22 protein-coding genes are annotated in these 21,644 nt (G+C 45.4%); all 22 read left to right on the forward strand.

Annotation, left to right across the window (positions count from 1 at the left end):
- The first annotated feature begins 80 nt into the window (after positions 1 to 80).
- The 22 genes from rplS to fliJ all read left to right on the forward strand — a co-directional run bounded on the left by rplS (position 81) and on the right by fliJ (position 21,637).
- On the forward strand, positions 81 to 428 hold the full coding sequence (rplS, locus tag AXI59_RS16245; RefSeq protein ID WP_003154288.1) for a 50S ribosomal protein L19: 348 nt from the start codon (positions 81 to 83) through the stop codon (positions 426 to 428).
- A 142-nt stretch (positions 429 to 570) separates the two neighbouring features.
- Positions 571 to 1,419: a ribosome biogenesis GTPase YlqF gene (gene ylqF / locus AXI59_RS16250; RefSeq protein ID WP_061528728.1), complete on the forward strand. Its 849-nt coding sequence runs from the start codon at positions 571 to 573 to the stop codon at positions 1,417 to 1,419.
- A gap of 72 nt (positions 1,420 to 1,491) precedes the next feature.
- Positions 1,492 to 2,259 (forward strand): ribonuclease HII, encoded by a 768-nt coding sequence (locus AXI59_RS16255; protein WP_061528729.1) that lies wholly within the window; start codon positions 1,492 to 1,494, stop codon positions 2,257 to 2,259.
- A 16-nt stretch (positions 2,260 to 2,275) separates the two neighbouring features.
- Positions 2,276 to 3,994: a hypothetical protein gene (locus AXI59_RS16260; protein WP_061528730.1), complete on the forward strand. Its 1,719-nt coding sequence runs from the start codon at positions 2,276 to 2,278 to the stop codon at positions 3,992 to 3,994.
- On the forward strand, positions 3,991 to 4,272 hold the full coding sequence (locus AXI59_RS16265; RefSeq protein WP_061520504.1) for a FlhB-like flagellar biosynthesis protein: 282 nt from the start codon (positions 3,991 to 3,993) through the stop codon (positions 4,270 to 4,272). The genes AXI59_RS16260 and AXI59_RS16265 overlap by 4 nt, the downstream gene beginning before the upstream one ends.
- Positions 4,273 to 4,446: 174 nt before the next feature.
- Entirely contained in the window at positions 4,447 to 5,604 is a 1,158-nt protein-coding gene (sucC, locus tag AXI59_RS16270; protein WP_061528731.1) for an ADP-forming succinate--CoA ligase subunit beta, read from the forward strand.
- A 28-nt stretch (positions 5,605 to 5,632) separates the two neighbouring features.
- A complete protein-coding gene (gene sucD, locus AXI59_RS16275; RefSeq protein ID WP_061520506.1) occupies positions 5,633 to 6,535 on the forward strand; it encodes a succinate--CoA ligase subunit alpha in 903 nt (300 codons plus the stop codon).
- Between the two features lie 67 nt (positions 6,536 to 6,602).
- Positions 6,603 to 7,502: a DNA-processing protein DprA gene (gene dprA / locus AXI59_RS16280; protein ID WP_061520507.1), complete on the forward strand. Its 900-nt coding sequence runs from the start codon at positions 6,603 to 6,605 to the stop codon at positions 7,500 to 7,502.
- Positions 7,503 to 7,684: 182 nt separating this feature from the next.
- Positions 7,685 to 9,760, forward strand: a complete 2,076-nt coding sequence (gene topA / locus AXI59_RS16285; RefSeq protein WP_061520508.1) for a type I DNA topoisomerase — start codon at positions 7,685 to 7,687, stop codon at positions 9,758 to 9,760.
- A 65-nt stretch (positions 9,761 to 9,825) separates the two neighbouring features.
- Positions 9,826 to 11,133 (forward strand): FADH(2)-oxidizing methylenetetrahydrofolate--tRNA-(uracil(54)-C(5))-methyltransferase TrmFO, encoded by a 1,308-nt coding sequence (gene trmFO / locus AXI59_RS16290; protein WP_061528732.1) that lies wholly within the window; start codon positions 9,826 to 9,828, stop codon positions 11,131 to 11,133.
- Positions 11,134 to 11,202: 69 nt separating this feature from the next.
- Positions 11,203 to 12,120 (forward strand): tyrosine recombinase XerC, encoded by a 918-nt coding sequence (gene xerC / locus AXI59_RS16295; RefSeq protein WP_061528733.1) that lies wholly within the window; start codon positions 11,203 to 11,205, stop codon positions 12,118 to 12,120.
- A 15-nt stretch (positions 12,121 to 12,135) separates the two neighbouring features.
- Positions 12,136 to 12,681, forward strand: a complete 546-nt coding sequence (gene hslV, locus AXI59_RS16300; protein WP_061528734.1) for an ATP-dependent protease subunit HslV — start codon at positions 12,136 to 12,138, stop codon at positions 12,679 to 12,681.
- 7 nt (positions 12,682 to 12,688) lie between these two features.
- Positions 12,689 to 14,104 carry an HslU--HslV peptidase ATPase subunit gene (hslU, locus tag AXI59_RS16305; RefSeq protein ID WP_269448653.1) on the forward strand — a complete coding sequence of 472 codons (1,416 nt, stop codon included), beginning with the start codon at positions 12,689 to 12,691 and terminating at the stop codon, positions 14,102 to 14,104.
- A gap of 37 nt (positions 14,105 to 14,141) precedes the next feature.
- Positions 14,142 to 14,921 carry a GTP-sensing pleiotropic transcriptional regulator CodY gene (gene codY / locus AXI59_RS16310; protein ID WP_061520513.1) on the forward strand — a complete coding sequence of 260 codons (780 nt, stop codon included), beginning with the start codon at positions 14,142 to 14,144 and terminating at the stop codon, positions 14,919 to 14,921.
- A gap of 352 nt (positions 14,922 to 15,273) precedes the next feature.
- Positions 15,274 to 15,663 carry a flagellar basal body rod protein FlgB gene (gene flgB, locus AXI59_RS16315; protein WP_061520514.1) on the forward strand — a complete coding sequence of 130 codons (390 nt, stop codon included), beginning with the start codon at positions 15,274 to 15,276 and terminating at the stop codon, positions 15,661 to 15,663.
- A complete protein-coding gene (gene flgC / locus AXI59_RS16320; protein ID WP_061520515.1) occupies positions 15,663 to 16,115 on the forward strand; it encodes a flagellar basal body rod protein FlgC in 453 nt (150 codons plus the stop codon). The genes flgB and flgC overlap by 1 nt, the downstream gene beginning before the upstream one ends.
- A gap of 10 nt (positions 16,116 to 16,125) precedes the next feature.
- Positions 16,126 to 16,446 carry a flagellar hook-basal body complex protein FliE gene (gene fliE, locus AXI59_RS16325; protein ID WP_061520516.1) on the forward strand — a complete coding sequence of 107 codons (321 nt, stop codon included), beginning with the start codon at positions 16,126 to 16,128 and terminating at the stop codon, positions 16,444 to 16,446.
- Between the two features lie 43 nt (positions 16,447 to 16,489).
- A complete protein-coding gene (fliF, locus tag AXI59_RS16330) occupies positions 16,490 to 18,100 on the forward strand; it encodes a flagellar basal-body MS-ring/collar protein FliF (protein WP_061528735.1) in 1,611 nt (536 codons plus the stop codon).
- A 12-nt stretch (positions 18,101 to 18,112) separates the two neighbouring features.
- Complete coding sequence (gene fliG / locus AXI59_RS16335; RefSeq protein ID WP_061520518.1) at positions 18,113 to 19,129, forward strand: flagellar motor switch protein FliG; 1,017 nt, start codon at positions 18,113 to 18,115, stop codon at positions 19,127 to 19,129.
- Positions 19,122 to 19,877 (forward strand): flagellar assembly protein FliH, encoded by a 756-nt coding sequence (gene fliH / locus AXI59_RS16340; RefSeq protein ID WP_061528736.1) that lies wholly within the window; start codon positions 19,122 to 19,124, stop codon positions 19,875 to 19,877. The genes fliG and fliH overlap by 8 nt, the downstream gene beginning before the upstream one ends.
- Entirely contained in the window at positions 19,874 to 21,190 is a 1,317-nt protein-coding gene (fliI, locus tag AXI59_RS16345) for a flagellar protein export ATPase FliI (RefSeq protein WP_061520520.1), read from the forward strand. Before fliH ends, fliI begins: the two co-directional genes overlap by 4 nt.
- 3 nt (positions 21,191 to 21,193) lie before the next feature.
- The gene (fliJ, locus tag AXI59_RS16350; protein WP_061520521.1) at positions 21,194 to 21,637 is read left to right on the forward strand and encodes a flagellar export protein FliJ; all 444 of its coding nucleotides are present in this window, start codon (positions 21,194 to 21,196) and stop codon (positions 21,635 to 21,637) included.
- Positions 21,638 to 21,644: the final 7 nt, after the last annotated feature.

The following is a 21,644-nucleotide window of genomic DNA, read 5'->3' on the forward strand; positions in this document are numbered from 1 at the left end:
TCCTTCAAAAGCTTGAAAACGATGTTCCGCTGTGCCGGGCAATTGTGGCTAAGAGCATCTGTTGGAAGGAGTTGAAAACGATGCAAAAACTAATTCAAGATATCACAAAAGAACAGCTACGCACTGATCTTCCTGCGTTCCGTCCTGGTGACACTTTACGTGTACACGTAAAAGTTGTTGAGGGTAACCGTGAGCGTATCCAGATCTTTGAAGGTGTTGTGATTAAGCGTCGTGGTGGTGGAATCAGCGAAACGTTCACAGTTCGTAAGATTTCTTACGGTGTTGGCGTTGAACGTACTTTCCCTGTACACACACCAAAAATCGCGAAAATCGAAGTTGTACGTTACGGTAAAGTACGCCGTGCTAAGCTTTACTACCTGCGTGAACTTCGCGGAAAAGCGGCTCGTATTAAAGAAATCAGACGATAATGATAACGAACGAAAAGAGCTTGTTACCCGTAACAGGCTCTTTTTTTATATTAAATTTGTAAAAGCGGCATAAGCAACGTAAAATACATAAGAGATCACCGGAACTTACGGTTTCGGGAAATAAGGCAGGTGTCAGAGTCACATGACCATTCAATGGTTCCCGGGCCATATGGCCAAAGCAAGACGGGAAGTAACAGAAAAACTAAAATTGATTGATATCGTATACGAACTGGTTGACGCGAGAATCCCCATGTCATCGAGAAATCCGATGATTGAAGAGATTTTAAAAAATAAGCCGCGCATTATGCTGTTAAATAAAGCGGATAAAGCAGACGCAGCAGTGACGGCGCAGTGGAAAAACCATTTTGAACGGCAGGGTATTCCCTCTCTTTCCATCAACTCTGTCAACGGACAAGGCTTACATCAAATTGTGCCGTCCTCGAAGGAGCTGTTAAAGGATAAGTTCGATAAAATGAAGGCAAAAGGCATTAAACCGAGAGCCATCCGCGCTTTAATTATCGGGATTCCGAACGTCGGAAAATCAACGCTCATCAATCGCCTTGCCAAGAAAAACATTGCAAAGACGGGGGACAGGCCCGGTATCACTACATCTCAGCAGTGGGTGAAAGTCGGCAAGGAATTAGAGCTTTTAGATACGCCGGGAATTTTATGGCCTAAATTTGAAGACGAGCTTGTCGGTTTACGGCTGGCAATCACCGGGGCAATTAAAGATTCCATCATCAATTTACAGGACGTAGCCGTTTTCGGGCTGCGCTTTCTGGAAGAGCATTATCCCGATCGTCTAAAAGAACGCTACAGCCTTCAAGACATTCCTGAAGACATCGCCGCCCTTTTTGACGCAATCGGTGAAAAACGCGGCTGTTTCATGAGCGGCGGGCATATTGACTACGATAAAACGACAGAGGTCATCATCCGGGACATCCGGACGGAAAAGTTCGGCAGGCTGTCATTTGAAAAACCATCAGAATAAAGACGCGCAGCGATGCGGGTCTTTATTTTTTCCGCGCCGGGCCGATATACATAAAGTAAGGGAGAAGAGAAAGTGAATACATTAACCGTAAAAAGCGTAAAAGAGCGCCTGCAAGAGGTGAAGGACGAACGTGACCCATTCCTTGCCCAATGCGGAGAAGACCCGAGAAAAAGCGTACAGGCGCTTGCAGAGCAATGGCTGAAAAAGCATGCGAAGGAAAAAGCGCTCAAAGAACAATGGCTGAACATGACGGCTTACGAAAGGCTGTCATACAAAAAGGGCTTCCGCCTCATTGCGGGCATTGACGAAGCGGGAAGAGGACCGCTGGCCGGACCGGTTGTCGCAGGCGCCGTCATATTGCCGGCGGAATGTGAAATCCTCGGTCTGACAGACTCCAAAAAGCTTTCTGAGAAGAAGTTAGAGGAGTATTACAGCCGGATTACGGAAGAAGCGGTCTCCATCGGAATCGGCATTGTTGACGCTTCTGTCATTGACCAAATAAATATATACGAGGCGGCCAGACTGGCGATGGTCAAGGCCGTCAATGAGCTGGCAAAAGCGCCGGATTATCTGCTTGCAGACGCAATGACGCTTCCGATCGATATCCCGCAAACGTCTATAGTAAAAGGTGATGCGAAAAGCGTATCGATCGCTGCCGGAGCATGTATAGCCAAAGTGACGAGGGACCGCCTGATGGCCGAGTATGCGAAAACATACCCGATGTACGGCTTTGAGAAAAACAAAGGCTACGGAACGAAAGAACACCTTGAAGCTCTTGCGGCATACGGACCGACCGCTATTCACAGAAAAACGTTCGCTCCCGTTCAATCTTATTGTTAGAAGAGGAGCTTAAGACATGAACATAAGCGGCGATATACAAACGGCGTTCAAACAGCTGCTGGCGGGAACTGCCGCCGCGCAGCAAGACGGTGATAAGCAAAGCGGGGCCCAAAGGCTGCTTTTAGGGAAGGTCCTCCGTTTATTGGGGGATCAAAGCGCGCTTATCCAGATCGGAAGCCAAACGATACAGGGAAAGCTTGAAACCGAAATCCGTCCGCAGGCGTACTACTGGTTTTCCTATGAAAAACAGCCGGCAGAAAAGATGGGCCGCCTTCAAGTCGTTGATCAATTTGAAGACAGTCCTAAAACCGTTCAAGATGCCGCCGGCAGGCTTTTAAACGCCCTTTCCATCAAACCGGCTCCAGCATCCCTTCATATCGCCGGAGCGTTTATGAAAAACAAGCTGCCGATGACTGAAAACAACCTCAAAGCAGCCATCCGCTGGGCGGAATCACTGCCGCCCGCCGAATTGAAGAAAGCGGCAGACACAGTCGTATTCGCGTTAAAACGGGAGCTTCCCGTTCATCCGGAGGTATTGTCAGGAATTCATGCTGTCAAATACCCGGTTCCGACCCGCCGCCTTCTGACTCGGCTGCTTCAGGCGATCAATCAGGCTCCCCAATCGGGAAAAGAGCTTTTAAGGCTCAAGGAGGCCGTGACTGACGTATTAAACGCAGAAACGGACCTCCATGCCGAACGCCTTTTGAAGAAGCTTGCATCGGCGGCGGATATGTCTCTTCCTGAGGCAGGCCAGCCAGAAGAAGGCGAATTGACAGCGGAGAAAAAACCATTCCCGGTCCGTGAAACGTCAGGAAATGTGAAAACCCCCGCAGACAGCCAATCAGACAAACCCGCTGCACCAAATGTCCGAACAGAAATTGAAATTCCCAAGAGAGAGGCAAAGCAGCTTCTGGAGAAATTACTGGTGTCCGCTGAAAAAAACGAAAACCAGCCGGTGAAAGAGACGGCGAATATGATCAAAACCCTATTTTTACAAGAAAAAACAGGTAAAGCACCGTCTGTTCTTCACACCGCACAGCTGACCGATGAAGAGGGAGCTGTTTTCGAAAAAGCCGTACAGCTGACAGAACTGAAATTTGCTGAAAAGCATGACGTGCTAAGCCTTTTACAGAGGCTGAAAAAAGGATTGGGCGCCCGGGATGAATTATCATTCATTAAATCGTTTGAACAGGGCGTTTCTCCGCAAACGGCTGATAAACAATCGTTAAAGACGGCCCTCCATGCTGCCCGGTCGCTTCAAAATGTGCCGCAATCGGTTAAACAAGAGGCAGAGCCGCTTATGCACAAATTAAACGGTCAGCTATTTATCGAACAAACCCATCCTTCTTTCACGCAGATCATGCTGTCATTTCCGCTCGGCCAGTCTGCATATCAACATGACATGACCGTTTTTTTTAAAGGACAGAAAAAGCCTGACGGAAAGCTTGACCCGTCACATTGCAGGCTGCTTTTTTTGCTGAAGCTGGAGACGTTAAAAGAAACCGTCGTTGATTGTATGATTCAGCAAAGTGTGATGACCATTTCTATCGAAACCGACTTTGAGCTGCAATCGGCAATTGATCCATTCGTCCCGGCCCTGAAAGAGGCTTTAAAAGAAACGGGCTGCACTCTGTCCGGCGTTACGGCTAAAAAAAGGCGGCCTAAAGAACAAAATGCTGTGATTGAGGAGTTTATGGCAAAAAGCGGCGGGCAGGAAGTGGATGTGAAAATATGAAAGAACAAACCCCGTTAAGAAAAGCTGTCGCCCTGCATTATGACCGGCAGAAAGATAACGCCCCCAGAGTCATCGCGACAGGGAGGGGGCACGTGGCGGAAAATATCATTAAAGAAGCTGAAAAGGCGAAAATCCCCATTCAGGAAGACAGGACTCTTGTCGAATTAATGCGCCATTTAACAGTTGATGATCAAATTCCGGAAGCGCTTTATGAAACTGTTGCCGAGATTTTTGCATTTGTATACAAGCTCGATGACAGTCTGAAAAACGAAAAATAAGATTCATTCATTTCCTGGACTCCGTTTAAATTTATATTTTTAATAAAATAAAAGTTAGAATGTTTGGAAGGATAGAAAGATTTTGTTTCGAACCCTAGACAATTCTTCCAGTATTATATAGAATGAAAGCGCAGTCTATTTTTAGTTTTGCTACATAAGTTAGGAGGATGGGAAATGAATATCCATGAGTACCAGGGAAAAGAAGTCCTCAGAAAATATGGGGTATCTGTTCCTGAAGGTAAAGTGGCTTTTACAGCAGAGGAAGCAGTTGAAAAAGCAGAGAGTCTGTCAAGCTCGGTTTATGTCGTAAAGGCGCAAATCCATGCTGGCGGCCGCGGCAAAGCTGGTGGGGTAAAGATTGCAAAAACAAAAGATGAAGTGAAGCAATATGCCGAGGAATTGTTAGGCAAAACGCTCGTCACACATCAAACGGGTCCTGAAGGACGAGTAATAAAACGCTTACTTATTGAAGAAGGCTGCGATATTAAAAAAGAATACTACGTCGGGCTTGTACTTGACCGCGCCACTTCAAGAATCGTGTTAATGGCCTCTGAAGAAGGCGGCACGGAGATTGAAGAAGTAGCGGAAAAAACACCGGAAAAAATCAAAAAAGCGGTCATTGATCCGGCTGTCGGCCTTCAAGGCTATCAAGCCAGGGAAATTGCATTCGCAATTAATATCCCGAAAGAGCTTGTCGGTAAAGCCGCTAAATTTATGCTTGGCCTATATAAAGCATTTGTTGAGAAGGACTGCTCTATCGCCGAAATCAACCCTCTCGTTGTAACGGGAGACGGAAACGTCATGGCGCTGGATGCTAAGCTGAACTTCGACAGCAATGCGTTATACAGACAAAAAGACATTTTGGAATATAGAGATTTAGATGAAGAAGATCCGAAAGAAATCGAAGCGTCTAAGTACGATTTAAGCTATATCTCCCTTGATGGAAATATCGGCTGTATGGTAAACGGCGCGGGTCTTGCGATGTCTACGATGGATATCATTAAACACTACGGCGGAGAACCTGCAAACTTCCTGGATGTCGGGGGCGGCGCAACCGCTGAAAAAGTAACGGAAGCATTTAAAATCATTCTTTCCGATCAAAACGTAAAAGGGATTTTCGTCAATATTTTCGGAGGCATCATGAAGTGTGATGTCATCGCAGAGGGTGTTGTTGAAGCGACAAGACAAGTCGGGTTGACATTGCCGCTGGTCGTGCGCCTTGAAGGAACAAACGTAGATTTAGGAAAGAAAATCCTGAATGAATCAGGCTTAAATATCACATCTGCGGAATCAATGGCAGACGGCGCGCAGAAAATCGTATCCTTAGTTTAGGAAAGAATGAAAGGCAGGGGACCAGATAATGAGTGTTTTTATCAATAAAGATACAAGAGTTATTGTACAGGGGATTACAGGTTCTACCGCTTTATTTCATACGAAGCAAATGCTTGAATACGGCACGAACATCGTTGGCGGGGTAACACCTGGAAAAGGCGGAACAGAAGCGGAAGGAGTGCCTGTATTTAATACGGTCGCAGAAGCTGTTCATACGACAGGCGCTCACGCGTCAGTCATTTATGTTCCGGCTCCATTTGCGGCGGATGCAATCATGGAAGCGGTAGACGCTGAACTTGATCTAGTCATTTGCATCACTGAGCACATTCCGGTTTTGGATATGGTGAAAGTGAAGCGTTTTATGGAAGGCAAGAAAACGAGATTAATAGGACCGAACTGTCCCGGCGTTATTACGCCTGAAGAATGCAAAATCGGCATTATGCCGGGATACATTCATAAAAAGGGCCATGTAGGTGTTGTGTCACGTTCCGGAACATTAACATATGAAGCCGTGCATCAGCTTTCAGAAGCGGGTGTAGGCCAGTCTACGGCTGTGGGGATCGGCGGAGACCCGGTTAACGGCACGAACTTTATTGACGTGTTAAAAGCGTTCAATGAAGATCCTGAGACACATGCCGTGATTATGATCGGCGAAATTGGCGGTACTGCTGAAGAGGAAGCGGCAGAGTGGGTAAAAGCCAACATGACAAAACCTGTCGTCGGCTTTATCGGCGGTAAAACCGCACCTCCAGGAAAACGCATGGGACATGCCGGCGCTATCATTTCCGGAGGAAAAGGCACGGCTGATGAAAAAGTCAAAACGATGAACGCCTGCGGTATTGAAGTAGCGGAAACACCTTCTGTCATGGGTGAAACGCTCATTAAGGTGTTAAAAGAAAAAGGCTTATTTGAAACGTGCAAAACTCACTAATGATAAAAGGGGGCAGCCGTAACGGCTGTTCCTATTTTTGCTGTTAAAAAAGAGGAGGTCACTAGAGTTGGATCAAGCGTCACGGAGTCTGATCATCTGCAGAATCAAACAATTCATATCCCCGTCTCTTCTATTAAAATGGTGGAAAGCTGATTCCGCCCTGTCTTTTGCACGAGATCCCCATCCTTTAACCGCGTTATCAGGAGGGAAAATAGACCCCGAAGCCATTAAACTGCAAATTGAGCGTGAGAGCCCGAAGCTTGAAGGCATCCTGTCAGAATTCAGGCGCCAAGGAATTTCAGTCATTCCGATTTCTTCAAGCCGATATCCTTCATGGCTCAAAACGATTTATGATCCGCCGGCTGTGTTATTTACAAAAGGGGATGCAGCACTTCTCGAAAAAGGAAGAAAAATCGGGATTGTGGGAACGAGGAAACCGACGGAAGACGGCATAAAAGCGGTTCAACATCTCACGGCTGAACTTTCAAAAAAAGGCTGGATGATCGTAAGCGGGCTTGCGGCCGGTATAGACGGATTGTCTCATAAGGCGAGCATCAGGGCAAAAGGTCATACGATCGGCGTGATAGCCGGCGGATTTCACCATATCTATCCCCGAGAAAATCTCCAGTTAGCAGAATACATGGCTGAACATCAGCTCCTTCTGTCAGAACATCCTCCTGAAACAAAACCTAAAAAGTGGCATTTTCCGATGAGAAACCGCATCATCAGCGGATTAAGTGAAGGAATTGTAGTTGTACAGGGAAAAGAAAAAAGCGGTTCATTAATCACGGCCTACCAAGCCCTTGACCAAGGAAGAGAAGTATTTGCCGTTCCCGGTTCCATATTTAATCCATATTCCGGAGGACCTATAAAACTGATCCAAGAAGGGGCGAAAGCTGTGTTATCCGCGGAGGACATTGACGGAGAGCTGACCGGGCAAAACGTTCAGTATACGGAACCCTTTTGAAATATCGTTTGACAAACGGCATTGTAATATTTAATAATAGTGAGGATTTAAAGTTGCACATTGATTTTCATGTATAAAATGACGTTCATCATAAAGAATGAAATGTTGAAAGCCATAAAAAGGCAGCTCTAAAATGAATTGATACTTGAGAAGAGAGAGAACACCTCTTGAGGGGGATGAAAATGTCTGATTATCTAGTCATCGTGGAATCGCCGGCAAAGGCGAAAACGATTGAACGTTATTTAGGTAAAAAATATAAAGTCAAAGCTTCAATGGGACATGTCCGGGATCTCCCAAAAAGTCAAATGGGAGTTGACATCGAACAGAACTTTGAACCGAAATATATTACGATCCGAGGAAAAGGCCCTGTTTTAAAAGAATTAAAGACAGCGGCAAAGAAAGCCAAAAAAGTCTATCTCGCGGCTGACCCCGACAGAGAAGGGGAAGCGATTGCATGGCACCTTGCGCACAGCCTTGATCTTGACCTCAGCTCTGACTGCCGGGTGGTCTTTAATGAAATAACAAAAGATGCCATTAAAGAATCATTTAAACATCCGCGCATGATCAATATGGATCTTGTCGATGCGCAGCAGGCGCGGCGCATATTAGACAGACTTGTCGGATACAAGATCAGCCCGATCCTTTGGAAAAAAGTGAAAAAAGGGCTCAGCGCGGGCCGCGTGCAGTCCGTTGCGCTCCGGCTGATTATTGACCGCGAGAAAGAGATCAACGACTTTAAGCCTGAAGAATACTGGACGATTACCGGCTCGTTTTTAAAAGGCAAAGAAACGTTTGAAGCAGGCTTTTTCGGAAAAAACGGCAAAAAGCTTCCTTTAAAAAGCGAAGAAGACGTGAAAGCCGTTCTCGCTGAACTGAAAGGGAACAAATATACCGTAGACAAGGTAACGAAAAAAGAACGGAAACGTAATCCCGCTCTGCCGTTTACGACGTCCACCCTTCAGCAGGAGGCGGCCCGGAAACTCAATTTCAGAGCGAAGAAAACGATGATGATCGCCCAGCAATTATATGAAGGAATCGATCTCGGCAAAGAAGGAACAGTCGGGTTAATCACGTATATGAGAACGGACTCAACCCGGATTTCAAATACGGCCGTTGATGAAGCCGCAGCCTTTATTGATCAGGCATACGGAAAAGAGTTTTTAGCCGGAAAACGAAAAGCGGCGAAGAAGAATGAAAATACACAAGACGCCCACGAGGCGATCCGCCCGACTTCCGTGCTTAGAAAACCTGCCGATTTAAAAGCGGTGCTTGGAAGAGACCAGCTCAGACTATACAAGCTGATTTGGGAGCGCTTTGTCGCAAGCCAAATGGCATCTGCCGTATTGGATACGATGAGTGTCGACCTCAGCAACAGCGGATTGACATTCCGGGCAAACGGAAGTAAAGTCAAGTTCTCCGGCTTTATGAAAGTTTATGTAGAGGGAAAAGACGATCAGCTGGAAGAAAAAGACCGCATGCTCCCTGATCTTAAAGAAGGGGACACGGTCTTATCGAAGGATATCGAGCCTGAGCAGCACTTTACTCAGCCGCCTCCGCGCTACACAGAGGCGCGCCTGGTCAAAACCCTTGAAGAGCTTGGGATAGGCCGTCCGTCAACATATGCTCCGACCCTTGACACCATCCAGCGCCGCGGTTACGTCGCACTGGACAATAAACGGTTTGTACCGACGGAATTAGGCCAGATCGTGCTTGATCTCATTATGGAATTTTTCCCGGAAATCATTAACGTCGAATTTACGGCCAAGATGGAAAAGGATCTTGACCATGTGGAAGACGGCCAGACGGAATGGGTGCAAATCATTGACAGCTTCTATACCGATTTCGAAAAGCGGGTGAAAAAGGCGGAAGCCGAGATGAAAGAAGTCGAGATTGAGCCTGAATACGCCGATGAAGATTGTGAGCTATGCGGCTCCCGAATGGTGTATAAAATGGGGCGCTACGGCAAATTTATGGCGTGCTCTAATTTCCCTGACTGCCGGAATACAAAACCGATTGTCAAACAAATCGGTGTAAAGTGCCCTAAGTGTCATGAAGGAAACATTGTTGAACGAAAATCGAAAAAGAAACGGGTGTTTTACGGCTGTGACCGTTACCCTGAATGCGACTTCGTATCCTGGGACAAACCGATTGAACGAAAATGCCCGAAATGTGAAAATATGCTCGTAGAGAAAAAACTCAAAAAAGGCATACAAGTCCAATGCGTGGAATGCGATTATAAGGAAGAACCACAGAAGTAGCGGTGAGCAGAGCCTTGCTCACCTTCTTTGTGTGTGGAAAGACAACCCATAGGAGATGAGAAATAATGAACCAGCCAACAGTAAATGTAATAGGAGCGGGCCTTGCCGGAAGTGAAGCGGCATGGCAGCTTGCAAAACGCGGAATTCAAGTGAAACTATATGAGATGCGTCCCGTAAAGCAAACGGCGGCTCACCATACCGATAAATTTGCGGAGCTTGTCTGCAGCAATTCATTGCGTTCAAATACGCTTGCAAATGCAGTCGGCGTTTTAAAGGAGGAAATGCGCGCGCTTGATTCAGCGATCATTAAAGCGGCCGATGAGTGTGCTGTACCGGCGGGAGGGGCGCTTGCCGTTGACCGCCATGAATTTGCACAAAGCGTGACGAATCTCGTAAAAAACCACCCGAACGTAACGGTTCTTCATGAAGAAGTAACAGAAATTCCGGAAGGCCCGACAATCATCGCAACGGGACCGCTCACTTCTGAATCGCTTTCACAGCAGCTGAAAGAGCTGACCGGCGAAGACTATCTTTATTTTTATGACGCTGCGGCGCCGATTGTCGAAAAAGACAGCCTTGATATGGATAAAGTGTACTTAAAATCCCGTTATGACAAAGGTGAAGCGGCATATTTAAACTGCCCGATGACAGAGGAAGAGTTTGACCGTTTCCACGAAGCGCTGACAACTGCAGAGACGGTTCCGTTAAAAGAGTTTGAGAAAGAGATTTTCTTTGAAGGCTGCATGCCGATTGAAGTCATGGCGAAAAGAGGCAAAAAAACAATGCTTTTCGGCCCGATGAAACCGGTCGGCCTTGAAGATCCGAGAACAGGCAAGCGTCCATATGCCGTCGTTCAGCTCAGACAGGACGACGCGGCGGGAACTCTTTATAATATTGTAGGATTTCAGACACATTTGAAATGGGGAGATCAGAAAGAAGTACTGAAATTAATCCCCGGCCTTGAAAATGTTGACATCGTCAGATACGGTGTCATGCACAGAAATACATTCATTAACTCGCCGAGTTTACTGAAGCCGACATACCAATTCAAAAACCGGAACGACCTGTTTTTCGCAGGCCAGATGACCGGAGTGGAAGGCTATGTTGAATCTGCGGCCTCAGGTCTTGTGGCAGGCATTAATGCTGCGAAACTCGTACTTGCGCAAGAGCTCGTCACCTTCCCGCAGGAGACGGCGATAGGCAGCATGGCTCACTATATTACGACAACCAATCAGAAGAACTTCCAGCCGATGAATGCAAACTTTGGGCTTTTAAAAGAATTGCCTGTTAAAATTAAAAATAAGAAAGAACGCAATGAAGAATACGCTAAACGGGCAATTGAGACTATTCAAACTATTTCGAAAACGGTATAGCTTTTCATTGCAACTTGAATGCATAATATGATACCATTTAAAAGCCCTTCGGAGAGGGAGGTCTTCATAATGGCGGAGAATGTTAACTTTTTTTTAAAGTTATTCGTTGAATATTTACAAATTGAAAAAAATTATTCACAATATACTATTGTGAATTATGTTAATTCGATTGAAGAATTTGAGATGTTTCTGCATGCTCAAAATATAAATGGAATGAAAGAAGCTGCATATCATGATGTAAGAATATTTTTGACAGAAGCTTATGAAAAAGGTCTGTCAAGAAAAACAATCAGCAAAAAAATTTCAGCTTTGAGAAGCTTCTATAAATTTTTAATGAGGGAAAAGCTTGTAGAAGAGAATCCGTTTCAGCTTGTTCATCTGCCGAAACAAGAGAAACGGATTCCGAAATTTCTTTATCAAAAAGAACTTGAGGAGCTATTCGCTGTTTCTGACAAAAGCCAGCCGTCCGGGATGCGGGATCAAGCATTGCTGGAGCTTCTTTATGCGACCGGAATGAGGGTGAGTGAATGCTGTTTGCTGACTGTAAGTGACCTTGATTTGTTCATGGACACTGTGCTCGTTCACGGAAAAGGCAAAAAGCAGCGCTATATTCCGTTCGGATCATACGCCCGGGAAGCGCTGGAGCTGTACATAAACAGCGGAAGGCAGTGCCTGCTGGAAAAAGCAAAAGAGCCTCATGATGTATTATTTGTCAATCAAAGAGGCGGTCCGCTTACAGCCAGAGGAATCCGGTATATTTTAAGCGGGCTTGTAAAAAAAGCATCCGGCACTTTACATATACACCCGCATATGCTTCGCCATACATTTGCGACCCATCTGTTAAATGAAGGGGCGGATTTAAGAAGCGTCCAGGAACTTCTGGGCCATTCCAATCTGTCTTCTACGCAGATTTATACGCACGTATCGAAGGAAATGCTGAGAAACACATATATGTCCCACCATCCAAGAGCTTTTAAAGAAAATTAAAAGGAGGCCCTTCTCATGTCATCTTTTCATGCGACAACGATTTTTGCCGTACAGCATAAAGGAAAAAGCGCCATGTCAGGAGACGGCCAGGTCACATTCGGTCAGGCCGTTGTCATGAAACATACCGCAAGAAAAGTGAGAAAGCTGTTTAACGGAAAGGTTCTAGCCGGCTTTGCGGGATCTGTTGCAGACGCTTTCACTCTTTTTGAAATGTTTGAGGCGAAACTCGAAGAATACAACGGCAACTTAAAACGCGCGTCAGTTGAGCTTGCGAAAGAATGGCGCAGCGACAAAGTGCTGCGCAAGCTGGAAGCCATGCTGATTGTCATGAACCAGGATACTTTGCTTCTCGTATCGGGAACTGGTGAAGTCATTGAGCCGGATGACGGCATATTAGCGATCGGCTCCGGCGGCAACTATGCCCTGTCCGCTGGCCGGGCGCTTAAAACATACGCCGGCGAAAACCTGTCTGCCAGAGATATTGCCAAAGCCGCTTTGGAAATCGCGGGCGAGATTTGTGTGTACACGAACGATCAAATCATTTTGGAAGAACTTGAATAGAAAGGACTTGAGGCGCATGGAAAACAAACCGTTAACACCGAGACAAATTGTAGATCGGTTAGACCAATACATTGTAGGGCAGCAAGATGCAAAAAAAGCTGTCGCCGTGGCATTAAGAAACCGCTATCGCAGAAGTCTTCTAGATGAAAAGCTGAGAGATGAGATCGTCCCTAAAAACATCCTGATGATGGGTCCTACCGGAGTGGGGAAAACAGAGATCGCCAGACGGATCGCCAAGCTTACCGGTGCGCCATTTATAAAAATTGAAGCAACAAAATTTACAGAAGTCGGATATGTAGGCAGAGATGTCGAATCAATGGTCAGAGACCTTGTAGAGACGTCCGTACGGCTCATTAAGGAAGAAAAAATCAGCGAAGTTAAAGAACAGGCTGAAGAAAATGCAAACAAACGCATTGTGCGGCTGCTTGTTCCGGGAAAGAAAAAACAAGCGGGCGTGAAAAATCCGTTTGAAATGCTGTTCGGAGGCAGTCAGCCGGCAAATGATGACGAATCTGAGCATCAGGAAGAAGCAAGCCTTGAAGAAAAAAGAAAACGCATGGCGCATCAGCTCGCATTAGGAGAGCTGGAAGACCATTACGTGACCGTAGAGGTGGAAGAGCAGCAGCCGTCGATGTTTGACATGCTGCAAGGCTCCGGCATGGAGCAAATGGGCATGAATATGCAGGATGCGCTGAGCAACCTGATGCCCAAAAAGAAAAAACGCCGTAAAATGACGGTCAGAGAGGCAAGAAAGGTTCTGACCAATGAAGAGGCAAGCAAACTGATTGATATGGATGAAGTCGGCCAGGAAGCCGTTTTGAGAGCGGAAGAGGGCGGCATTATCTTTATTGATGAAATAGATAAAATTGCAAAAAACGGAGGAGCTTCTTCATCCTCTGCTGACGTATCGAGAGAAGGCGTTCAAAGGGATATCCTTCCGATTGTCGAAGGCTCTACAGTCGTCACAAAATACGGCTCTGTCAAAACCGATCATGTGCTGTTTATAGCTGCTGGAGCGTTTCATATGGCGAAACCGTCTGATCTGATTCCGGAACTGCAGGGGCGTTTTCCGATTCGTGTAGAATTGAGCAAACTGACAGTGGATGATTTTGTGAAGATTTTGGTTGAACCCGATAATGCGCTTCTGAAACAATATCAGGCATTATTGCAGACAGAAGGTATATCTCTTGAATTTTCTGACGAAGCTATTCGTAAGATCGCAGAAGTGGCTTATCATGTGAATCAGGATACAGATAACATCGGTGCGAGAAGGCTTCATACGATACTGGAACGGCTTTTAGAGGACCTTTCTTTTGAAGCGCCGGACGTGACGATGGAAAAAGTGTCCATCACGCCGCAATACGTTGAAGAAAAGCTCGGAACGATTGCAAACAACAAAGACTTAAGTCAATTTATATTGTGAAAATTTAATAAGAGGAATTCTAGGAGGATTATTTATTATGGCTTTACTACAAAAAACACGCATTATTAACAGCATGCTGCAAGCTGCTGCAGGCAAACCCGTAAACTTTAAAGAAATGGCTGAGACGCTTCGTGACGTTATTGACGCCAATATTTTCGTTGTCAGCCGCAGAGGAAAGCTTTTGGGCTATTCTATTAATCAGCAAATTGAAAATGACCGTATGAAAAAAATGCTTGAAGACCGCCAATTCCCGGAGGAATACACAAGAAATCTGTTTAACGTTCCGGAGACATCTTCAAACCTTGATATCAACAGCGAATATACGGCATTCCCGGTTGAGAACAGAGACCTGTTCCAAGCCGGCCTAACTACCATTGTGCCGATTATCGGCGGAGGCGAGCGTCTGGGCACGCTCATCCTGTCCCGTCTGCAGGATCAATTTGAGGACGATGATCTCATTCTTGCCGAATACGGAGCAACCGTTGTAGGAATGGAGATTTTAAGAGAGAAAGCGGAAGAAATTGAAGAGGAAGCGCGAAGCAAAGCGGTCGTTCAAATGGCGATCAGCTCTCTGTCATACAGTGAGCTTGAAGCCATTGAGCACATCTTTGAAGAGCTTGACGGTAACGAAGGGCTTCTGGTCGCAAGTAAAATTGCGGACCGTGTAGGCATTACGCGTTCTGTGATCGTCAACGCGCTGAGAAAATTAGAAAGCGCCGGTGTCATTGAGTCAAGATCACTCGGAATGAAGGGGACTTATATTAAAGTTCTGAACAACAAATTCCTAGTTGAATTAGAAAACCTGAAATCTCATTAATCCAAAAGCAGGATCCCTTGTGAAAGGGGTCCTGCTTTTTTTATGAACAATGGGTGAAAAGATGCAGTTTAAAGTTGATTAATGACAGGCGTTCTGAGATAATCCATTTTGCTGTGTGGAAGAGAGAGAAGTTACAGAAATTCCGCTATTTTCAGGCTTATATCAAACAAATCCTTGTAGGACAAATACTCTAGGACTTAATACCTACTTACAAAATAGATATAATTGAGCACTTTTTTTTACCCTAACTTCATAGACTTTAAGCCTGTTATTTCTTACAATAAGCATATGGTTTTACAAATCTCGACAAGGATTTTTAGGAGAAAAACAACTGAAATGGAGGTAAGTGGATTTGGACTTATTTTCTGGGACCATACAAAATCTTGAGAATGCCTTGGGGAGAGCGAACATTAAGCAAAAAGTCATAACTAATAATATCGCCAATATAGATACACCGAACTATAAGGCAAAAAATGTCTCTTTCCAAAATTTATTAGATCAGGAAACATCAAACCTCGAGGCTGTAAAAACCGACTATCGGCACGTTGACTTTACGGATTCGGGGACTGATTATTCAATCGTGTCCAGCGGTGACACATCGTATCAGCAAAACGGAAATAATGTGGACATCGATAAAGAGATGACTAATTTAGCTGAGAACCAAATCAACTATCAGGCTTTGGTTGAAAGAATGAGCGGCAAATTCAATTCTCTGAAAACCGTTCTGACAGGAGGAAAATAATGAGTGCCTTTCAAAGCTTAAATATTTCAGGTTCTGCTTTAACCGCACAGCGTGTCCGAATGGACGTCGTATCGTCTAACCTTGCCAACATGGATACGACGAGAGCGAAGCAGGTTAACGGAGAGTGGGTGCCTTACAGAAGAAAACTGGTATCCCTGCAATCCGGCGGAGAATCGTTTTCTTCACTCTTAAACTCCGAGCTGAGCGGAAGCGGGAGTGTCGGGAGCGGTGTTAAGGTATCCGGTATCACGGAGGATCCGTCGGATTTCAATCTCGTTTATGATCCGCAAAACCCGGATGCGAATAAAGACGGATATGTACAGAAGCCTAATGTTGATCCGTTAAAAGAAATGGTTGACCTTGTCAGCAGCACGAGATCATATGAAGCAAACGTAACAGCAATGAATGCTTCCAAGGGCATGCTCTTGAAGGCATTAGAAATCGGAAAGTAAGGTGATGTAAGTGGTTAACGCTATTACTCCTTTTCAGCTTCAAAATACCCAAAACACTCAAAACGTAACGAATCAATTGAACCAAAGTCAAAAAACTGACTCTTCAAACCAAACAAGCTTTTCGGAGCTTTTAAAAAACTCTATTGATTCGTTAAATGAGTCCCAAGTGCAATCTGACCATATAACGAACGATTTGGCTGCAGGAAAGGATGTCAACCTTGACGAGGTCATGATCACTGCCCAAAAAGCGAATATTTCTCTGACGGCAGCAACTGAATTCCGCAATAAAGCGGTGGAAGCCTATCAGGAAATCATGAGAATGCAGATGTAAAGGGTCAGATTGAAGAGAATGACTGGAATGACCGGGGGTTAACATGAATCGTACTCTAATGCAAATGAAAACCAAAACGGCAGCGTTTTGGAATAACAGATCAAAAACACAGAAGATACTCATGATAGGCGGTTTAGCCGCATCGATTATTTTACTTATCGTCGTTATTATTTTTACTTCTTCTGAAAAGATGGTGCCTCTTTACAAAGATTTATCGGCGGAAGAAGCCGGGCAAATCAAAGAAGAGCTTGATACGAAAAAAGTATCTTCTGAGCTTGCTGACGGCGGCACAGTCATTATGGTTCCGGAAAGCCAAGTGGATACGCTTAAAGTGCAGCTTGCAGCAGAAGGCCTGCCGAAAACGGGATCAATTGATTATTCGTTTTTCGGACAGAATGCGGGTTTCGGCCTGACAGATAATGAATTTGACGTCTTAAAGGTTGAAGCGACCCAAACTGAATTATCGAACCTCATCAATGAAATGGACGGTATTAAAAGCTCGAAGGTTATGATTAATATGCCGAAAGAAGCTGTTTTTGTCGGCGAAGATCAGCCGGCAGCATCCGCATCCATCGTTTTGCAGATTAAGCCGGGCTACTCGCTCGATCAAAGCCAGATCAACGGGCTGTACCATCTCGTTTCTAAAAGCGTTCCGAACCTAAAAGAAGATAATATCGTCATAATGGACCAAAATTCTACATACTATGACAAAAGTGACAGCGGTGCAGGGTCCGTTTCTGACAGTTATGCTTCTCAGCAGGGTATTAAGTCGCAGGTCGAAAAAGACATACAAAAACATGTACAGTCTTTGCTCGGCACAATGATGGGACAGGATAAAGTCGTTGTTTCCGTTACTGCGGACATAGACTTCACGAAGGAAAAACGCACTGAAGACATTGTCGAGCCTGTCGATAAAGATAACATGGAAGGGATAGCGATAAGTGCTGAAAAGGTTTCAGAAACGTATAAAGGTGACGGGGCGGCCAACGGCGGAACAGCCGGAACAGGCAGCAATGACACAGCAAACTATGCCAAGACAAACGGAAGTTCAGGCAGCGGTGACTACGAAAAAAACAGCAATAAAATCAACTATGAAGTGAACCGCATTCATAAAGAAATTGCGGAAAGCCCGTATAAGGTGCGGGATTTAGGCATCCAGGTGATGGTAGAACCGCCGAACCCGAAAAATGCCGCGTCTTTAACAGCTCAAAGACAGGCTGATATTCAAAAGATTTTAGGAACCGTCGTCAGAACGTCTCTTGATAAAAATGAGGCGCAAAATCAAAACCTGACAAACAATGATATCAACAACAAAATCGTCGTTTCCGTTCAGCCGTTTGACGGAAAAGTCAGCATGAATACTGCGTCGGCAAACTCATCAGGCCTGCCGATCTGGGTATACATTACAGGCGGCGTGCTTCTTGCAGCCATTATTCTGCTGATCATTCTTCTCATCAGAAAGAAACGTTCACAGGATGATGAATACGAAGAATACGAGTATGAAACAGCGCAGGAGCCGATTCGATTGCCTGATATCAACGAAGAGGAAAATGAAACGGAAGAAACAGTCAGACGCAAACAGCTCGAAAAAATGGCAAAAGAAAAACCGGAAGACTTTGCGAAATTACTTCGAAGCTGGCTGGCCGAGGATTAGGGGGAATAGAAAATGGCGAGACGTGATCAAAACAAGCTTACAGGAAAACAAAAAGCAGCCATCCTCATGATTTCCTTAGGCCTTGATGTATCTGCCTCCGTATACAAGCATTTGTCTGAAGAAGAAATAGAAAGGCTGACACTCGAGATTTCGGGAGTCAGAAGCGTCGATCAACAGAAAAAAGATGAAATCATTGAAGAGTTCCATAATATTGCGATTGCTCAGGACTATATTTCTCAAGGCGGATTAAATTACGCCCGCCAAGTTCTTGAAAAAGCGCTCGGAGAAGACAAGGCCGTGAGCATTTTAAACAGGCTTACCTCCTCTCTGCAGGTAAAACCGTTCGACTTTGCAAGAAAAGCGGAACCTGAGCAGATCTTGAACTTTATCCAGCAGGAGCACCCGCAAACAATGGCGCTGATTTTATCTTACCTTGACCCGGTGCAGGCAGGACAGATTTTGTCCGAGCTGAACCCGGAAGTTCAGGCTGAGGTTGCGAGAAGGATTGCCGTCATGGACAGAACGTCTCCTGAAATCATAAATGAAGTGGAGCGGGTTCTTGAACAAAAGCTGTCATCTTCCTTTACGCAGGATTATACACAGACGGGCGGCATTGAAGCCGTTGTTGAAGTGTTAAACGGCGTAGACAGAGGGACGGAAAAAACGATTCTCGATTCATTGGAAATACAGGACCCTGATTTGGCAGACGAAATCAAGAAACGGATGTTTGTCTTTGAAGATATTGTCACACTTGATAACCGCGCGATTCAGCGGGTGATCAGAGACGTTGAAAACGATGATCTTCTGCTTTCGTTAAAAGTTGCGAGCGAAGAGGTCAAAGAGATCGTCTTCAGCAATATGTCACAGCGTATGGTTGAAACCTTTAAAGAAGAAATGGAAATCATGGGGCCTGTGCGTCTGCGTGATGTGGAAGAGGCTCAATCAAGAATCGTGGGCGTCGTCCGAAAACTTGAAGAAGCCGGTGAAATTGTAATCGCACGAGGCGGAGGAGACGATATTATTGTCTAATGTGATTAAACAGCAATCATCATTTTCTCCTGAACAAAAAAGGCGAAAGCTATCCTTGCAGGAAGTCCGCCAAAGTCATTCTCAGTTTGATCAGGAGAGTGCCGAAAACCCAGAGGCTCTCATGGCGTTTGCCAAAGCGGAAGCTGAACGGGTTTCTGAAGAGGCGAAAAATCAGATGGAACACACCCGCCAGCAGATCGAACAAGAGAAAAACAGCTGGGCCGAAGAAAGACAGAGGCTGATTGAAGAAGCAAAAGCAGAAGGCTATCAAGAAGGCATGGCATTGGGAAAAGCTGAAGCTATAGATCAATATGCAAACCTCATCAGCCAAGCCAACGCGATTACCGAAATGGCCAGACAATCGGTTGAGGATAAGCTGGAAAGCGCAGAGGAAGAAATCATTGAGCTTTCCGTAGCGCTCGCTAAAAAAGTATGGCAGCAAAAAAGTGATGATCAAGAGGCTTTCGTTCTGTTAGTAAAACAGGTAATAGCCGAAGTGAAAGACTATGATGACATTTCAATTTATGTGGACCCTGAGTATTATGAAGCGGTTTATCAGCATAAGGACGAAATTCAGCAGCTGCTATACAAAGAATGCAGGTTAAGCCTATATGCCGATGAGAAAGCCGGAAAAGGCACCTGTTATATAGAAACGCCGTTTGGGCGGGTTGATGCCGGCATAGATACCCAGCTGATGCAATTGAAGCAAAAACTTTTAACGGCGCTTGAGGCGGGAGCGGATCAATGAAAACGCAGCATTTAATAGACGCGATTGAAATGGCGGATTCGTACAAGCGCTACGGCAAGGTGAAACGCGTTATCGGGCTGATGATTGAATCGAAAGGGCCCGAAAGCTCGATCGGAGACGTTTGTCTGATCTATCCGAAAGGCCGGGCCGGAAAAGCGATTAAAGCTGAGGTTGTAGGCTTTCAGGATGAAAGTATTCTATTAATGCCCTATCTGGAAGCAGCCAGTATTGCACCGGGAAGCATTGTGGAGGCTACAGGCGAGTCACTTCGCATTAAAGTGGGAGCAGGACTGATCGGGCAAGTAATCGACGCATTCGGCGAACCGCTTGACGGAAAGGCGCTTCCGAAAGGCTTATCCCCGGTATCAACGGAACAGCCGCCGCCAAATCCGATGAAACGGCCGCCGATCCGGGAAAAGATGGGTGTCGGTGTGAGGTCGATTGACAGCCTGTTGACTGTAGGAAAAGGACAAAGAATCGGTATTTTTGCCGGAAGCGGAGTCGGAAAAAGCACTCTGATGGGAATGATTGCGAAGCAGACGGAAGCCGACTTAAACATTATCGCTCTTGTCGGTGAACGGGGCCGCGAGGTGCGGGAATTCATTGAGAAAGATTTAGGCGCAGAAGGCCTGAAACGATCTATCGTCGTTGTCGCTACATCTGACCAGCCCGCCTTGATGCGGCTGAAAGCGGCATATACGGCCACCGCCATTGCAGAATATTTCCGCGACAAAGGGCAGAATGTGATGTTTATGATGGATTCTGTCACGAGGGTGGCGATGGCTCAGCGGGAAATTGGACTGGCTGCCGGCGAACCTCCGACGACAAAAGGGTACACGCCTTCAGTGTTCGCTATATTACCTCGTTTATTAGAACGAACAGGCGCCAATGAACAGGGTACGATAACAGCCTTTTATACCGTTCTCGTTGACGGGGATGACATGAACGAACCCATTGCAGATACGGTCCGGGGGATTTTAGACGGGCATATCGTTCTCGATCGGGCGCTTGCCAACAAAGGTCAGTTTCCGGCTGTGAATATACTGAAAAGCATCAGCAGGGTCATGTCAAACATTTCGGAAAAACAGCATTTAGATGCGGCAAACAAATTCCGCGACCTTCTGTCAACTTATCAAAACTCTGAAGATCTCATTAATATCGGAGCATACAAAAGAGGGTCATCAAGAGAAATTGATGAAGCGATTCAGTTTTACCCGCAGCTTATTCAATTTTTAAAGCAAGGCACAGAAGAACCGGCTCAATTGGAAGAAAGTATCGCGGCATTGAGGAGTTTGACAGGAAAAGAGGAATAAAACGTGGCGTATCAATTCAGATTTCAAAAGCTGTTGGAATTAAAGGAAAATGAAAAAGACCAATCATTATCAGAATATCGGCAATCGGTATCTGAATTTGAAACGGTAGCTGAGAAACTATATAAAAATATGAGCAAAAAAGAATTGCTGGAAAAAGATAAAGAATCAAAGCTGAGAACCGGAATGAGTGTTCAAGAAATGAGACACTACCAGCAATTCGTTTCAAATCTTGAAAACACCATTTATCATTACCAAAAGCTTGTCATCATGAAAAGAAATGAAATGAATGAGAAGCAGGATCAGCTGACAGAAAAAAACATTGAAGTGAAGAAATTTGAAAAAATGCGTGAAAAACAGTTTAATATGTTCGCTCTTGAAGATAAAGCTGCAGAAATGAGAGAAATGGACGATATTTCAATTAAGCAGTTTATGATTCAGGGGCATTAGGAGCGAA

The organism is Bacillus nakamurai (genome assembly GCF_001584325.1).
Classification (GTDB): domain Bacteria; phylum Bacillota; class Bacilli; order Bacillales; family Bacillaceae; genus Bacillus; species Bacillus nakamurai.

Coding starts and splice junctions, on each gene's coding strand:
- rplS (WP_003154288.1), top strand. CDS start 81: ATGCAAAAACTAATTCAAGATATCACAAAAGAACAGCTACGCACTGAT.
- ylqF (WP_061528728.1), top strand. CDS start 571: ATGACCATTCAATGGTTCCCGGGCCATATGGCCAAAGCAAGACGGGAA.
- AXI59_RS16260 (WP_061528730.1), top strand. CDS start 2,276: ATGAACATAAGCGGCGATATACAAACGGCGTTCAAACAGCTGCTGGCG.
- AXI59_RS16265 (WP_061520504.1), top strand. CDS start 3,991: ATGAAAGAACAAACCCCGTTAAGAAAAGCTGTCGCCCTGCATTATGAC.
- sucC (WP_061528731.1), top strand. CDS start 4,447: ATGAATATCCATGAGTACCAGGGAAAAGAAGTCCTCAGAAAATATGGG.
- sucD (WP_061520506.1), top strand. CDS start 5,633: ATGAGTGTTTTTATCAATAAAGATACAAGAGTTATTGTACAGGGGATT.
- topA (WP_061520508.1), top strand. CDS start 7,685: ATGTCTGATTATCTAGTCATCGTGGAATCGCCGGCAAAGGCGAAAACG.
- trmFO (WP_061528732.1), top strand. CDS start 9,826: ATGAACCAGCCAACAGTAAATGTAATAGGAGCGGGCCTTGCCGGAAGT.
- xerC (WP_061528733.1), top strand. CDS start 11,203: ATGGCGGAGAATGTTAACTTTTTTTTAAAGTTATTCGTTGAATATTTA.
- hslV (WP_061528734.1), top strand. CDS start 12,136: ATGTCATCTTTTCATGCGACAACGATTTTTGCCGTACAGCATAAAGGA.
- codY (WP_061520513.1), top strand. CDS start 14,142: ATGGCTTTACTACAAAAAACACGCATTATTAACAGCATGCTGCAAGCT.
- flgC (WP_061520515.1), top strand. CDS start 15,663: ATGAGTGCCTTTCAAAGCTTAAATATTTCAGGTTCTGCTTTAACCGCA.
- fliF (WP_061528735.1), top strand. CDS start 16,490: ATGAATCGTACTCTAATGCAAATGAAAACCAAAACGGCAGCGTTTTGG.
- fliG (WP_061520518.1), top strand. CDS start 18,113: ATGGCGAGACGTGATCAAAACAAGCTTACAGGAAAACAAAAAGCAGCC.
- fliI (WP_061520520.1), top strand. CDS start 19,874: ATGAAAACGCAGCATTTAATAGACGCGATTGAAATGGCGGATTCGTAC.